13 protein-coding genes are annotated in these 16,238 nt (G+C 32.6%); 5 read left to right on the forward strand and 8 right to left on the reverse strand.

Annotated elements, in window-relative coordinates; translation table 11 throughout:
• Positions 1-114: 114 nt before the first annotated feature.
• Positions 115-1,566 carry a mannosyltransferase gene (locus ACVC5O_RS12435; RefSeq protein ID WP_452221808.1) on the forward strand — a complete coding sequence of 484 codons (1,452 nt, stop codon included), beginning with the start codon at positions 115-117 and terminating at the stop codon, positions 1,564-1,566.
• 44 nt (positions 1,567-1,610) lie between these two features.
• On the opposite strand, the gene ACVC5O_RS12440 is transcribed toward ACVC5O_RS12435, so the two are convergent.
• The 8 genes from ACVC5O_RS12440 to ACVC5O_RS12475 all read right to left on the reverse strand — a co-directional run bounded on the left by ACVC5O_RS12440 (position 1,611) and on the right by ACVC5O_RS12475 (position 11,327).
• Positions 1,611-1,946 (reverse strand): hypothetical protein, encoded by a 336-nt coding sequence (locus ACVC5O_RS12440; protein ID WP_452221809.1) that lies wholly within the window; start codon positions 1,944-1,946, stop codon positions 1,611-1,613.
• Between the two features lie 173 nt (positions 1,947-2,119).
• Positions 2,120-2,443 carry a hypothetical protein gene (locus ACVC5O_RS12445; RefSeq protein WP_452221810.1) on the reverse strand — a complete coding sequence of 108 codons (324 nt, stop codon included), beginning with the start codon at positions 2,441-2,443 and terminating at the stop codon, positions 2,120-2,122.
• A gap of 83 nt (positions 2,444-2,526) precedes the next feature.
• Entirely contained in the window at positions 2,527-4,065 is a 1,539-nt protein-coding gene (locus ACVC5O_RS12450; protein ID WP_452221811.1) for a GNAT family N-acetyltransferase, read from the reverse strand.
• Positions 4,065-5,039, reverse strand: coding sequence for a deoxyhypusine synthase family protein (locus ACVC5O_RS12455; protein ID WP_452221812.1), 975 nt, complete (start codon positions 5,037-5,039; stop codon positions 4,065-4,067). Before ACVC5O_RS12455 ends, ACVC5O_RS12450 begins: the two co-directional genes overlap by 1 nt.
• Positions 5,029-5,967, reverse strand: coding sequence for an agmatinase (gene speB, locus ACVC5O_RS12460; RefSeq protein ID WP_452221813.1), 939 nt, complete (start codon positions 5,965-5,967; stop codon positions 5,029-5,031). The genes ACVC5O_RS12455 and speB overlap by 11 nt, the downstream gene beginning before the upstream one ends.
• Positions 5,957-7,354: an arginine decarboxylase gene (locus tag ACVC5O_RS12465; RefSeq protein ID WP_452221814.1), complete on the reverse strand. Its 1,398-nt coding sequence runs from the start codon at positions 7,352-7,354 to the stop codon at positions 5,957-5,959. Before ACVC5O_RS12465 ends, speB begins: the two co-directional genes overlap by 11 nt.
• Before the next feature lie 430 nt (positions 7,355-7,784).
• Entirely contained in the window at positions 7,785-10,286 is a 2,502-nt protein-coding gene (locus ACVC5O_RS12470; RefSeq protein WP_452221815.1) for a DUF5686 family protein, read from the reverse strand.
• A gap of 63 nt (positions 10,287-10,349) precedes the next feature.
• Positions 10,350-11,327, reverse strand: coding sequence for a pyruvate dehydrogenase complex E1 component subunit beta (locus ACVC5O_RS12475; protein ID WP_452221816.1), 978 nt, complete (start codon positions 11,325-11,327; stop codon positions 10,350-10,352).
• A gap of 330 nt (positions 11,328-11,657) precedes the next feature.
• On the opposite strand from ACVC5O_RS12475, the gene ACVC5O_RS12480 reads away from it, so the two are divergent.
• The 4 genes from ACVC5O_RS12480 (at position 11,658) to ACVC5O_RS12495 (ending at position 16,022) form a co-directional block, all read left to right on the forward strand.
• A complete protein-coding gene (locus tag ACVC5O_RS12480; RefSeq protein ID WP_452221817.1) occupies positions 11,658-12,404 on the forward strand; it encodes an electron transfer flavoprotein subunit beta/FixA family protein in 747 nt (248 codons plus the stop codon).
• Positions 12,405-12,537: 133 nt separating this feature from the next.
• On the forward strand, positions 12,538-13,497 hold the full coding sequence (locus ACVC5O_RS12485; protein WP_452221818.1) for an electron transfer flavoprotein subunit alpha/FixB family protein: 960 nt from the start codon (positions 12,538-12,540) through the stop codon (positions 13,495-13,497).
• A 165-nt stretch (positions 13,498-13,662) separates the two neighbouring features.
• On the forward strand, positions 13,663-14,277 hold the full coding sequence (locus ACVC5O_RS12490) for a bifunctional nuclease domain-containing protein (protein WP_452221819.1): 615 nt from the start codon (positions 13,663-13,665) through the stop codon (positions 14,275-14,277).
• Positions 14,278-14,291: 14 nt separating this feature from the next.
• A complete protein-coding gene (locus tag ACVC5O_RS12495) occupies positions 14,292-16,022 on the forward strand; it encodes a NupC/NupG family nucleoside CNT transporter (protein ID WP_452221820.1) in 1,731 nt (576 codons plus the stop codon).
• Positions 16,023-16,238: the final 216 nt, after the last annotated feature.

The raw sequence follows: 16,238 nt of genomic DNA on the forward strand, positions 1-16,238 counted from the left end.
TTTGTTCTCGACAAAAATTTGCTCATGCTTCACAAATTTACTCGAACTGACACCAAAAAAGGATGCCGCATCAATCACTAACGCAGAGATACAGTTAACATAAAAACAATGAGTATGCGACTAAATATTTCGTTCTTAAAACTAAACAAACTTCCTGTTTTATTAGCGTTACTAAGTATTGTTTTCTACATTATTTTTGCATATAATTTAGTGAGAACAGAATATTTAAAACTTATAGTTCTCTACTCTATTTTATTTTTTTTATTCTATGTTTTAGTAAAAAAAAACAACTATAATATTAAGTTTTTAACTGCAATTGCCTTTCTCTTTCGAGCAGTTTTTATACTTGCCATACCCAATTTATCTCAAGATTTTTACCGTTTTATTTGGGATGGTTGTATGATTTTAGAAGGCTTTAATCCTTATTTATACACTCCAGAATCTTTTATAAGTGCAAATACACTTCCAGTAGCACAAGCTCAGGAACTATATGCAGGAATGGGATCTTTAAACGGAAGCCACTTTACCAATTATCCACCAATTAATCAATTATGTTTTTTAATCGCTGGCTTATTTACTAGTAAAAGTATTTTAGGTTCGGTGGTTGTATTAAGACTGCTAATAATTGCAGCCGATTTTGGGACACTTTATTTTGGGAAAAAGCTTTTAAAAAAACTAAAACTTCCTGCGCATCACATTTTTTGGTACATCTTAAATCCATTTATAATTATTGAACTTACTGGTAATTTGCATTTTGAAGGCGTCATGATTTTCTTTTTAATTTGGAGCTTATATTTGTTGCATTGTGGCCATTGGAAAACTGCTGCTGTAGCGTTTGCCTGTTCCGTTTCGGTTAAATTAATACCTCTTTTATTTTTGCCTTTGTTTTTCAGGTGGTTTACTAAATCTGATAACAAGTTTACAAACAATGAGATCCTGAATCAAGTTCAGGATGACAGTACTTTACCAATTAAAACTCAACCTTTTTTAAAACTGCTTTACTTTTACTCAATTGTTGGTATAACCACACTACTCTTTTTTCTTCCGTTTTACGCTTCAGAATTTGTTTCTAATTATGCGCAAACTGTAGCCTTATGGTTTAATAATTTTGAGTTTAATGCAAGTATTTACTATGTTGCTAGAGAAATTGGCTATTTATTTAGAGGTTACAACGAGATTGCTGTAATAGGTAAAATACTATCGTTAACTGTATTTATTTCTGTTTTATGTTTGGCTTTTTTCAGAAAAAACAATACCACGAAATCTTTAATTACTACTATGCTTTTTGCCTTTACATTATACTTGTTTTTAAGTACAACTGTGCATCCTTGGTATATTGCTACACTTTTAATATTAAGTGTTTTTACAAATTATAAATTTCCTTTAGTTTGGAGTTTTGTAATTATTTTAAGCTATTTAGCGTATTTAAATAGTAATAAAGCTGACAAATCTGAAAACCTCTGGATTATTGCTTTAGAATATCTAATTGTTTATAGTGTGTTTATTTGGGAAGTTTTCATTAAAAAAAATCTGCCTAAAAAGAAACAGAACACCATTTCATTTTAGACAGATTAAATTTTTAAAAAGCTAAACTAAATTGCTTTAGCGGTTTATTTTACAGCTTTTAAAGCTACTATGTTGTAAACCTCAGCTTCTTCTTCGTTTCCTTCTTCGTCTTCGTAAGTTTCTGTTGCCACTTCGTAAGTGATTTCGAAAGTTTTACCAACTAAATCGTCTGAACTTAAATCGAATGCTTTTAATACACTATCAGAAACATTTTGAAAAGACATTATAGTGTCATTATCATCCTCGTCTGTAATTACAAAGTTGTAACTGTACTCATCAAAACCATCATAAACACCTGTAATTGAGTCAACATTTGAAGTTGTAAATCCTGTTAGAGATAACGATAGTAACGCTATAACTAATACTAATTTTGTTTTCATAAATAAAAAAATATATAAATTAAAAAGTGTGTTTCTTTTTTCAGAAGTTTGCCACCTCAAGTCTGAAATGCTTTTAGTAAGTAAACAATTTACTTACACGTGGTTTTTAATTTAGTGATATACGCTTTTATTTGTGTTTTGGATTACGGTTTTAATAGTAATAAATTAAATGATTAAAAGTCATCATCTGAATCCTCAGAAGGTTCAATAGGATCTTGTATTGCTTCTGGATCGTCATCTTCAAAATCTTCGTAATCATCTTCATCATAATTCTCCATTGTCATTTCTAGCTTTGTACTTACTTTTACTAAGTACTTTGTATCTTCAGTAATTAACTCTACAGCTTCAATTAATTCATTTTTTGCATTTCTAAATGAAATAATATGTCTATCGTCATAACCATCAGGAAATTTTGCGACTAACATCGCTAAGATTTCTGGCGTTAATTTTTTAAAATCTACGATAACGCGTTTTAAATTTTCATTTCTATGTTTCATATTTATTTCCCGAGAAAGCGGGAATCTTATTTTTTAACTTCCGCGAAAGCGAAATAATTATACGCTTATATATTATAAAAATACTATTTATTGTTATTCACTCTAATAACATTGTAAAAATCTTTTCGTCTGTCTTTTAAATTTTTTACTGCACCAAAAGAGTGTAATTCTCTTAATAAACTTAAATCAACATCTGCTACTAAAATCATTTCTGTATTTGTAGTGGCTTCTGCTTTAATTCCATTACTTGGAAACGAAAAATCACATGGTGTAAATACGGCAGATTGCGCATATTGGATGTCCATATTATTTACATTTGGTAAATTACCTACACTTCCTGCTATGGCAACATAGCATTCGTTTTCAATTGCACGTGCTTGTGCACATAAACGCACACGAGAATAGCCATTTTGAGTATCGGTTAAAAAGGGAACAAATAAAATATCCATGCCTTCGTCTGAGAGTAACCTTGACAACTCCGGAAACTCCGAATCGTAGCAAATTAGAATGCCTATTTTTCCTGCATCAGTTTCAAATGTTTGTAGTTTGTTACCACGTTGCATTCCCCAAACTTTAGCTTCGTCTGGAGTCACATGAATTTTCTCATATCGCTCTAAACTACCATCTCTTCGGCATAAATAACCTACATTATATAGTTTATTTCCTATTAATTCTGGCATACTACCAGTAATAATATTAATGTTGTACGAGATAGATAATTGCTGCATTTTATTAACAATCTCCTTAGTATATTTTGCTAATTCTCTAATAGCATCTGGCTCGTGTAAATGATTATATTTTGCCATTAATGGTGCATTAAAAAACTCTGGAAACAATGCAAAATCCGATCTGTAAGCAGCTACACTATCTACAAAGTACTCTACTTGCTGCATCAAATCGTTTAAGCCATTATAAGGTCGCATTTGCCATTGTATTAAACCTAATCTTACAACGGTTTTTACAGTACTTGCTTTTTTGCTTTTTTTAGTATAATAAATATTATCCCATTCCATTAGCACAGCATACTCGTTTGAAGCTGTATCGCCTTGTAAATAGCCTTTTATTACTCTTAAAGGATGAAAATCGTTAGAAATTTGAAAGTTTAAAACAGGATCATGAATTTCCTTACGCTTTACTTTTTCAATGTATTCTTTTGGTGTTAAATCATTTTGATGCTTGTGGTAATTTGGCATTCTTCCGCCAAAAACAATGCCTTTTAAGTTCAACTCTTCGCAGATTTCCTTTCGGTAATCGTACAAACGTCTTCCTAATCGTAACCCTCTAAATTCTGGTTTTATAAAAACATCTATTCCGTATAAAACATCACCATCTGAATCGTGATTTTTAAACTTATCACCTTCAATTATATCTGCATAGGTGTGGTTGTCTTCAATTTTATCGTAATCTACAATTAACGACAAGGCACAACCAGCCAATTTACCATCAATTTTTATTACGACTTGACCTTTAGGAAAAATAGTAGTTAAACGCTCAATATGTTCTTTTTTCCAAAAAGAATCTAAAACGCCTCCATAAGATTCTAGTGTTGCCGATTTTAATTCCTCAAAATCGTCAACAGTTAAAAACTTTAACTCTATATTTTCAATTTTATGGTCTTCCATTATAAGTCAAGAAGGTAAGCAAAAATTAAAGGTGCTACTATTGTTGCATCACTTTCAATAATAAACTTTGGCGTGTCAATATCTAGCTTTCCCCAAGTAATTTTCTCGTTTGGTACTGCTCCAGAATACGAACCGTAACTAGTTGTAGAGTCGCTAATCTGGCAGAAATAACTCCAAAATGGTGTTTCTGGACGTTCCATATCTTGGTATAGCATTGGTACGACACAAATAGGAAAATCTCCAGCTATTCCTCCTCCAATTTGGAAAAAGCCGATGCCTTTTGATGAATTGGCTGTGTACCAATCTGCTAAAAACGTCATGTACTCAATACCAGATTTTACTGTACTTGCCTTAAGTTCGCCTTTAAGCACGTAGCTTGCAAAAATATTTCCCATTGTACTGTCTTCCCAACCAGGACAAACTATTGGAAGGTTTTTTTCTGCAGCAGCATACATCCATGAATCTTTAATATCAATCTCATAATACGCTTCTAAAACACCAGATAGTAGCATTTTGTACATATATTCATGTGGTAAATAACGTTCTCCTGCAGCTTCGGCATCTTTCCAAATTTTTACAATATGTTTTTGTATTCTACGGAACGCTTCCTCTTCTGGAATACACGTATCTGTTACACGATTTAAGCCTTTCTCTAATAAATCCCACTCGTCTTGAGGTGTTAAATCACGATAGTTAGGCACACGCTTGTAGTGTGAATGTGCCACTAAATTCATGATATCTTCTTCCAAGTTTGCACCTGTACAAGAGATAATTTGCACTTTGTCTTGCCTAATCATTTCGGCAAAACTTTTACCAAGTTCTGCAGTACTCATAGCTCCTGCAAGCGATACTAACATTTTTGCACCATTGTCTAGTTGTGCCTCGTAACCTTTTGCTGCATCAACTAAAGCTGCTGCATTAAAATGTAAATAGTGTTTTTCTATAAATTGTGAAATTGGTCCTTTAGTACTCATCGTCTTCGTTGTATTTTGCACTGTTATTTTTTTCTTTTATTGTATTATATGCGTTATCGTAATCATCATCAGCTTCATCATTTTCAAATTTATAGCTTAGCATTTTATAGTATAATTTTGCAGCTAAGAAGTCTGAAGATTTGTCTGTTTTATTAGGACATAATTCTACTATATCAAAACCTACCACATTTTTCTCTGTAAACACCTGCTTTAAAAACTCTAGTGTTTCGTACCATAATAATCCACCAGGTTCTGGAGTTCCTGTACTTGGCATAATTGAAGGATCGAAAACATCTAAATCGATTGTAATAAACACATTCTCTGTCATTTGATCTACTGCAGCATCCATCCACGTATCGTCAATAGCCATTTCGTGTGCAAAGTAGGTTTTCTCTTTGTCCATTACTGTAGTTTCAATAACGTCCATAGAACGTATTCCAACTTGAATTAAATTAGTGTTTTGGCTGGCTTCGTAAACTGCACAAGCATGATTGCATTTAGATCCTTCGTACTCCTTACGTAAATCTGCGTGTGCATCTAATTGCAGCACAGTTAAACTTGGAAACATCTCATTAAACGCACGAATAGTACCAATAGATATTGAGTGCTCTCCTCCAAAAATAGTCACAAATTTATTGCGTTTTATAAAGCTTTTTGTTGCTTTATGCACAGCATCTACCATAGCTTCTGGCGAGCTATTTTCGGTCACAGCATCCGCAAGGTACACACCTTGTTTATATACTTCGGTTTCTGTTTCAATATCGTAAAGCTCCATGTTTTCTGAAGCATTTAAAAAAGCCTCTGGCCCTTTATCTGCTCCTTTTTGCCATGTGCTTGTACCATCGTAAGGCACAGGAATTAATACGATTTTTGAGGTTTCAAGTTTCGAAAATTCTTCCGAAATACCTGCATAAGTTTTAGTTTGCATAGCCTAAAATTTTAAGTAAGTCTTCACTTTTTTGTTGTTCGCTAAAAATTGTTTTTGAGATGTTTCCGTCGGCATCTCTGTCTATTAATATATGTTTTGGTGACGGAATTAAACAGTGTTGTAAACCACCAAATCCACCAATAGTTTCTTGGTATGCTCCTGTATTAAAAAAGCCAATGTATAATGGTTTTTCTTTGTTGTATTTTGGTAAATAAATAGCATTCATGTGTTGTTCGCTATTGTAATAATCGTCGCTATCGCAAGTTAAACCACCAAGTAAAACACGCTCGTAACTTTGGTCCCAACGGTTTATTGGTAGCATAATAAAACGCTTATTAATTGCCCAAGTATCTGGTAATGTTGTAATAAAAGACGAGTTAATCATATTCCATTTCTCTCTATCGTTTTGTTGCTTTTGGTACAACACTTCGTAAATCGCGCCTCCACTTTCGCCAACTGTAAAGCTTCCGAATTCTGTAAATATATTTGGCACCTCTACACCTTCTTCCTCACATGTAGTTTGTATTTGATTTACAATCTCATCTACTAAATACTCGTAATCAAAATCGAATGCTAAAGAGTTTTTAATAGGAAAACCTCCTCCAATATTTAAGCTATTTAAACTTGGACAAATCTTTTTTAAGCTTGTATATACTTTTAAACATTTTAAAAGTTCGTTCCAATAATACGCATTATCTCTAATCCCTGTATTAATAAAAAAGTGCAACATTTTTAGTTCTACTTTTTTGTTATTCTGAATTTGATTTTTGTAAAATGGTACTATGTTTTTATACCCAATTCCAAGTCTAGAAGTATAAAATTCAAACTTTGGTTCTTCTTCTGAAGCGATACGGATTCCAATATTAAACTTACCATCAATCTCATTGGATAGTAGCTCAATTTCTTCGTAATTATCAATAATTGGAATGGCGTTTTTATGCCCTTCATTTATAAGTCTTGCAATATTAGTAACATATTGCGCACGTTTAAAACCGTTGCTTATCACATAGGTGTCGTTAGTGATTTTACCTTCTTTTTTAAGGTTTTCAACAATATCAATATCAAAAGCCGAAGAGGTTTCAATATGGATATCATTTTTTAAAGCTTCGTTTAGCACATGTTTAAAATGTGAGCTTTTAGTACAATAGCAATAGTTGTACTTCCCTTTATAATTATGCTTTTCTATAGCATTGTTAAACCAGGTTTTAGCACGTTGGATGTTGTTAGATATTTGAGGCAAATAGGTGAACTTTAAAGGCGCTCCATGTTCCTCAATTAATTTCATTAAATCAATATCGTGAAATTGTAGCGTTTTTTCCTCCAACTTAAATTCTGGTTGTGGAAAATCGAAAGTTTGACTTATTAAGTCAATGTATTTAGTATTCATTAGTGTTAAAAAACTTTAATTGTAAAAAATGGTTTTTAACTTATGGATAAGTTAATAAAAAATAGATATTAAAAATGGACTGTTAGTAGTCGTTTTTAAAAATGAAAAACGCTAACACAAAAATTTTCAGACCTGTATTTGAGGTTGAGTCGTAGGAATAAAGCCAAACAAGTGTTGGCTTAAAATGTAGTAAGCGGAAGTTAGCTTTAAAATTCGGTTGCTTAATCTATAAGCTGCTTTTGAATATGACTTCCTAATTTTCAAAAGCCCGAACATAGAAACAGAGTTCAAAGTGTTCAGCTAATTATTATACAAATGAAAACCTTTTTTTTGAATTGCAAACTTATTTTCAAAAAAAAATTAAAAAAAATTAAAACTTTAATTTTTAGTGTATTGGAAGTTAAATAAGAAACTTTCAAATGCTATAACTCTAAAAATAAAACCCAAAACTACCAGTAACGCCAAATTTACGAGCATCTGGATTTAAAACTGGGTCTAAATAATTACCTCTAAAGTTAAAATCGATTCGGAAGACTTTAAAAATATTTCCTACTCCTACGCTATACTCATAATAAGGTTCTTTATTTGGAGCTACATAAACTAAATTAGATGCATTTAAATCTCTATTAGATTGCGAAATATCTCCAATAACTCCTCTAAATCCAACAATAGCTCTTAGGTTGTATTTTTTAAGAAAAGGAATTCTAGAAAATAAGCGACCGTTAAAATTATGTTCTACATGTAATGTGGCATACTCGTCGGTTACTAATTCGTAAAAATCCAAGTTTGAAAATGTGTTATAAATAGAGAAATACGATTGGTTTCCTGGTACAACACTTAATAAACCTAATGGTACATCTCCATAAGTTTTACCTGCCTCAATTGTTGTATATAGACGTCCAAAACCACCTAAAGCCCAAGGTTGCGTGTACGAAAATTGTAGTTTTGTATAATTAAAATCACTATTAAACATCCCTTGATCTCCAATGGTTACTTGTGTAAATAAACGTGCAAAATCATCGTTTTTTGTTCGTCGTTCTACACCATAACCTGTCATTTCTCGTTTTGGGAAATAAGATAAAGACAAAGCAGTTTCAAATTGTTGAATTTCTGAAGCTGTTGTGGTTTGCGAATCGTCTGTATAATAATCTAAACTAAAGGTGTTTGAAGCAGACTCTAAGGTTCTGTAGGTTCCACTTAATCTAGTAATAAAATTTCGTGCTGGCTCAGCTTCTACAGCCAAAGTTGTTAAGTTAACATTGGTTAATTTATCGTTTACTCCAGTTCCTACTACAGAGGATGATGCTAAACTACGTCCTAAAACATCTGTAGATGAGGTGAGGTTAACACCTATTTGCTCAACATCGCGTCGTGTACCTCCAGAGATTATAAAACGACTCTTTTTATCGACTAGTACCTTCCCAGAGATTCCGTATTTAAACTTATCGTCTCTAAAACCATAAGCTCCAAAGCCTTCTATTCGCCATAGATCGTTTTGACCAAAGTAGGTACGTCCTCCTGCTCGTAAACGCAGTCCTTCGACATCATTAAATCCAAAGGTTGAAAATATTGGACCATAATCTAAGTTCAAACTTGGAAACTCCACATATCCTGAAGCCAAAATGCTTCCAATATTATAAAGCCTTTTAAATTTTTTAGTCTTTTTTAAGGTGTCTAACATGGTATAAACGCCTTTTTCGTCTTTACTTAAGTCTTCTAGTCTATTTTTCTCCCAAAATTCATCACTTTGGTTGTATAAATCTTCATCAAAACTATATACTTTTTTGCTGTAAAATTCTTTTTCTTTAGGAATATCAAATTCATAATTATCGTACAAGGTAGTACGCTTACCATAAATTCCTTTTGATTTTTCTTTCTTATTAAAAGCAAAATCCGACATAAAATAATCGCGTTTAATTAAAAACACAGAGTCGTTTAATACCTCAAATTCTTGCTCAATATAAATTTCTTTCACCCAATTTATATTGGCGCTTTTAGAGGCTTGCATATTAATTTCCTTAATCGCAAAGGTGGTATCTGCAACCCAAAAGTCGCCTTTAAAAGTGAGTTCGTTTTTTCGTCTTGGATAATAAATAATATTGTAACACCATTTATTATCTATAAAAGAACTGTCTGCCAACACATAGTTATAGGTGTTAATTCCTGTTCGTGAAATTGGACTTGTAAAACTTTTATCGAAAAACTTAAGGTAGTTATCATACACATCATATTCCGAATATAAATCGTCTATAAAATCTATAATTATTTGATTATTACTAAAGCCTGAGTTTTTGTTTCCTTTTAAGACTTCGCGTTCTTCTTTAATGTTATTATCACCATATACTTTACTTGCTGCTTCGTTTATAAACATTGGCAAATAAGTTTTTCCTGTAACACGAGAGGTATCGACTTGGTCAAAAACAAATTCCATACCTCTAAACAGCTTACTTTTTATAGTTGCGCTGTCTATAGTATTAAGGTCAAATTCTACTTTTTCGTATTTATCGTATTGGTATTGTTTGTATTTTCGAAGTCCGTTACTACGCTTATTCTCCCAGATTTTTCTTAAAATATCTATAGCAGGATTATTCTTTTTGGGTTGTTTACCAGAGACAATAACCACCTCATCTAATGCTGCTACGTCTTCTTCTAACTTAATATTTAAGTCGTAAGTTACTGCTTTATCCAAAGGTATAGTTTGTGTTTTGTAACTTATAAAAGATATCTTTATGGCTGTCCAGCGTTTGTCGTCCTCTAAGTAAAATTTACCATTTTCGTCTGTGATGGTTCCAATGTTAGACCCTTCAAAAACAACATTGGCATAAGGAACAGGATAATCGAAATCGTCGTACACGTAACCGCTAACTTTAGTTTGTGCGATTAGCGATAGGCTTCCTATGAAATAGAATAAAATAAATAGTTTATGATTCATAATACAAAAAAACTTCATCAACAATCATGCTAATGAAGTTTGATTAACGTAAATATTGTGTTTTTATTTGTACATCACTTTTTTAACCGCTTTAATTACCTCGTTATAATCTGGTAACCACTCGGCTAATAAAACTGGTGAGTAAGGTGCAGGAGTATCTGCAGTATTAATTTTAACAATAGGAGCATCTAAGTAATCAAAGGCTTCAGATTGTACTAAATAAGTGATTTCTGTAGCGACATTTCCAAAAGGCCAAGCCTCTTCTAAAACTACCAATCGGTTAGTTTTTTTAACCGATTTTACAATCGCATCACGATCCATAGGACGTACTGTACGTAAATCTATAATCTCACAAGAGATGCCTTCTTTTTCTAACTCTTCTGCAGCTTTGTAAGCTTCTTTTATAATTTTTCCAAAAGAAACAATAGTAACATCTGTTCCTTCTCTTTTTATTTCTGCAACTCCTAAAGGGATTGTGTATTCTCCTTCTGGCACTTCTCCTTTATCACCATACATTTGCTCACTTTCCATAAAAATTACTGGATCGTCATCACGTATTGCAGATTTTAATAAACCTTTTGCATCGTAAGGGTTAGAAGGTACAACTACCTTTAAACCAGGCGTGTTTGCAAACCAACTTTCAAAGGCTTGTGAGTGCGTGGCAGCTAATTGTCCTGCAGAGGCAGTTGGACCTCTAAATACTATTGGACACTTAAATTGTCCTCCAGACATTTGTCTAATTTTTGCCGCATTATTTATAATTTGGTCAATCCCAACTAAAGAAAAGTTAAAAGTCATATACTCAACAATTGGTCTATTACCAGTCATTGTAGAGCCAATAGCAATACCTGCAAAACCAAGCTCTGCAATTGGTGTATCTATAACGCGTTTTGCTCCAAACTCGTCTAACATGCCTTTAGAAGCTTTATACGCTCCATTATATTCTGCCACTTCTTCACCCATTAAATAAATGCTTTCATCTCTGCGCATTTCTTCGCTCATAGCTTCACAAATAGCTTCTCTAAATTGAATTGTCTTCATGTGTTAGTTTTTTAATCGAATAGCAAAAGTAATAATTATTGGTTATAAAATATCATAAAAATGTAGTTGAAGGTAAGAACTAAAGCTTAAGAAGTAATAATTTATTACTGCTTTCACTTTTTTTAACTGAAACTCAATTATAAAACCCTTAATAATTAATTTTTAATTGAATATTATTCAGTAAAACAGAAAAATTTTAAGAATCTCATAAGTTTATAAAGAAATACTCAATTTTATATAAATTTTATTATGCACGCATAGTAAAATTCAAATTATTATAATTATCTTCGTACTCAAGTAAATATTATATTCAAAATAAACTATTTAAATATGAAAATATTAGTATGTATTAGTCATGTTCCTGATACGACTTCAAAGATTAATTTCACAGAAAATGACACAAAATTTGACACTAATGGTGTACAATTTGTAATTAACCCAAACGACGAGTTTGGTTTAACACGTGCCATGTGGTTTAAAGAAAAACAAGGAGCAAGTGTAGATGTTGTAAATGTAGGTGGACCAGAAACAGAACCAACGTTACGTAAAGCATTAGCTATTGGAGCAGATTCTGCGATTAGAGTAAACGCAGAAGCTAAAGATGGTTACCAAGTGGCTAAAGAATTATCTAAAGTGGTTAAAGAAGGTGGTTACGACTTGGTAATCGCTGGCAGAGAATCTATTGATTACAATGGAGGTATGGTTCCTGGTATGTTAGCAGAAATGATAGATGCAAATTTTGTAACCAATTGTATTAATTTAGAAGTAGATGGCACAAATGCTAAAGCAACTAGAGAAATTGATGGTGGAAAAGAAACTGTTAGCACAAGTTTGCCTTTAGTTATCGCTGGACAAAAAGGATTAGTGGAAGAAAGTGATTTGCGTATTCCTAATATGAGAGGAATTATGATGGCTCGTAAAAAACCACTTAATGTCGTTGAAGCTAGTGCTACAACAACAGAAACTACATCTGTTAAATTTGAAAAACCTGCTCCTAAAGGCGCAGTAACTCTTGTAGAGGCAGATAATTTAGATGAATTAGTAAACTTACTTCACAACGAAGCTAAGGTAATATAAAAGCCTTCCCTAACCCTTCCAAAAAAAGGGAATAATTACGGAAGCTTTTCTTAAAAAATAATCAAATCTAAAAACTTAAATCTCAATAGTTAACTTTTGGAATTTAGTTTTGGAATTAAAATTTTAAAATTTTATGTCAGTTTTAGTATATACAGAATCAGAAAACGGAAAATTTAAAAAAACGGCTTACGAAGTAGCATCTTACGCTAAAGCAGTAGCCAACCAAATGGGAACTAGTGTTACTGCAGTTTCAGTAAATGTTGACGATGCAAGCACTTTAAGCAACTATGGTGTGGATAAAGTGTTAAACATCTCAGACGCTAGTTTAAATAAATTTAATGCAAAAATGTATGCTGCAGCAATTAAACAAGCTGCCGAAAAAGAAGGCGCAAAAGTAGTTATACTTAGCCAAAGTGCAGATAGTAAATATTTAGCACCAGTTTTAGCGGTAAATTTAGAAGCTGGTTATGCCTCAAATGTCGTAGAAGCTCCAACAGCCACGTCTCCTTTTACAGTTAAACGCACAGCATTTACAAATAAAGCCTTTAACCTAACAACTATAGATACAGAAGTCAAAATAGTTGGAGTCTCTAATAACTCGTTTGGATTAGTAGAAGCTAGTGGTAACGCTTCCGCGGAAAGTTTTTCTCCTTCGTTACCTAGCTCTGGAGTTACAGTAGAATCTGTAGATAAAGCAACAGATAAAGTAACAATTGCAGACGCAGAAATAGTAGTCTCTGCTGGTCGTGGTTTAAAAGGTCCAGAAAATTGGGGAATGGTAGAAGAGTTAGCAGAAGTGCTTGGCGCTGCAACTGCATGTTCTAAACCAGTGAGTGATTTAGGCTGGAGACCTCATAGCGAACACGTAGGACAAACTGGTAAGCCAGTAGCTTCTAACTTATATATTGCTATTGGTATCTCTGGTGCAATACAACATTTAGCAGGTATTAATGCCTCTAAAGTAAAAGTAGTTATCAATACAGATCCAGAAGCACCTTTCTTTAAAGCTGCAGATTATGGTGTTGTTGGTGATGCTTTTGAGGTTGTTCCTGCTCTTATTGAAAAATTAAAAGCTTTTAAAGCACAACAGTAAATTATTTTTTATAAATTTATTTCATAATAATAAGGACTGTTTAAATTAGGTTTTACACGTTACCACAACATTAAAGAGTGTTATGCTGTAAAGACAAAACCCAAAATCTGCAAGATGCAGTTTGGTAAAGTCCTAATTTAAACAGTTCTTTGTGTTTTATCATTTATGAGTTTAGTGCAACTAAATATTAAAGGAATTTCTTATAGCCAAACACAAAATGGTGCTTATGCGCTCATTTTAAACGAAGTAGATGGCGACCGTAAACTACCAATTGTAATTGGAGCTTTCGAAGCACAATCTATAGCCATTGCTTTAGAGAAAGAAATTAGACCTCCAAGACCATTAACACACGATCTTTTTAAAAATTTTGCCGATAGATTTGATATTGTAGTCAAACAAGTCATTATTCATAAATTAGTGGATGGCGTCTTCTACTCTAGCCTTATCTGCGAACGCGATAAAATTGAAGAAATTATAGATGCTAGAACCAGTGATGCTATAGCTTTAGCACTACGTTTCCAAGCACCAATATTTACTTATAAAAATATCTTAGACAAAGCAGGAATTTACCTAAAAGTTGACCCTAAAAAAGAAGATGAACACGATGAAAACGACCCTATTTTAGTCGAAGATATTATAAATGAAGAAGTAGAAATTACCACCATAGATGATTATAAATCTAAATCTATGGAGGAACTCCACAATTTACTAGACGAAGCTGTCGCTAACGAAGATTATGAAAAAGCAGCAAAAATTAGAGATGAAATTTCTAAACGCTAACTAAACAGTACCACATGAAAAAGATTGTTTTAGCTCTTGCAGCTATTTTTTTTGGAATTACCTCATTACTTGCTCAGGCAATTGACAAAGAATGGTCTTCAACACAATCTAATACTAGTTTTAAAACTCTAAATTTAAATAATGGAGAGTTTACTTCTACTTTTTCAAATGAAAATAGTCTGACTGCAAAAGGAGATTATATCATTCAAAATAACTTATTGCTTTTTTATTATAACACACCTAAGGACACTATACGTCGTTTTAAAATAAAAGAACTCACAGATTCGACTTTAGTTTTTAAAGAAAAGGATAAACTATTCTATTTTCAGTCCAAAGAAAATAAAAGCGAAGCATTAGCTTTACCTGTAGCTTCAAACTCTACAAGTAAAATTATTCCTAGTCAAGGTTTCTCATTTGGAAGTTTGTGGCGAGGTGCTTTAGGTATGATTACTCTTATTTTTGTAGCCTTTTTATTTAGTAGCAATCGTAAAGGTATTAAGTGGAAAACCGTTGGATTGGGTTTAGCATTACAACTTGTAATTGCAATAGGAGTACTAAAAGTAGGTTTTGTAAAAACAGCTTTTGAGTTTGTTGGAAAAGGCTTTATCGAAATATTAAGCTATACACAAGCAGGAAGTGAGTTTTTATTTGGTGGTATGTTAAATGTCAATTCGTTTGGGTTTATTTTTGCTTTTCAAGTCCTCCCAACAATTATATTTTTCTCTGCGTTAACCTCAGTATTATTTTACTTAGGCATAATTCAAAAGGTAGTAAAACTTATGGGTTTATTACTTACTAAAGTCTTAGGGATTTCTGGAGCCGAAAGCTTAAGCGTTGCAGGAAACATCTTTTTAGGTCAAACTGAAGCGCCTTTATTGATTAAAGCGTATTTAGAAAAAATGAATAAATCTGAAATCCTTTTAGTAATGATTGGTGGCATGGCAACTGTTGCAGGAGCTGTATTGGCAGCATACATTGGATTTTTAGGAGGAGAAGACAAAGCGTTACAGCTGTTTTACGCTAAACATTTATTAGCAGCATCTGTAATGGCAGCACCTGGAGCTATTGTTGTTTCTAAAATATTATTTCCTCAAACCGAAGACGTTAATACAGACGTAAAAGTATCGCAAGAAAAAATAGGTTCAAATATCCTTGAAGCTATTGCAAACGGAACAACAGAGGGTTTACGTTTAGCAGTTAATGTTGGCGCAATGTTATTAGTATTTGTTGCATTTATAGCAATGATTAATGGTATTTTAGGTGGTATTGCTGGTTTTGATGGTTTTACAATACAAGCTCTAAATATAGATTGGCATTTCACCTCTTTAAACGAAATAATTGCTGCAAATACGCCTTACAATGGCTTATCTTTAGAGTTTATTTTAGGCTATATATTTGCGCCATTAATGTGGCTAATTGGAGTTGCAAAAGAAGACATGGCACTTATGGGACAATTACTAGGTGTTAAATTAGCAGCAAGCGAATTTATTGGGTACATCCAATTGGCAGAACTTAAAAACGTAGCCAACTCAACACATTTAAAATTCGAAAAATCTATTATCATGGCAACTTATATGTTATGTGGATTTGCAAATTTTGCTTCTATTGGTATCCAAATTGGAGGTATTGGATCTTTAGCTCCAGGACAACGTAAGCAACTCTCTAAATTTGGAATGAAAGCTTTAATTGGTGGTACAATTGCCTCTTTAATTTCTGCGACTATTGCAGGAATGATAATTGGGTAACCAATTATTGCGCATGCAAGAATCTCATTTCACAAAAAAACGAAATCCTATATTAAAAATACTGATAGCTAATAATTGCCATAAGTATTTTTTCTTCAAGACCATTACGTTAATAACTTTTAATATCTGTTATTAAAAATTTCAAGTAGATATATTTCAATTTGCTTAAATTCGTTCAAGCATAATTAATTATTAATTTTAAGAAAGTTTCTTCCC

Source organism: Lacinutrix salivirga (assembly GCF_053604675.1).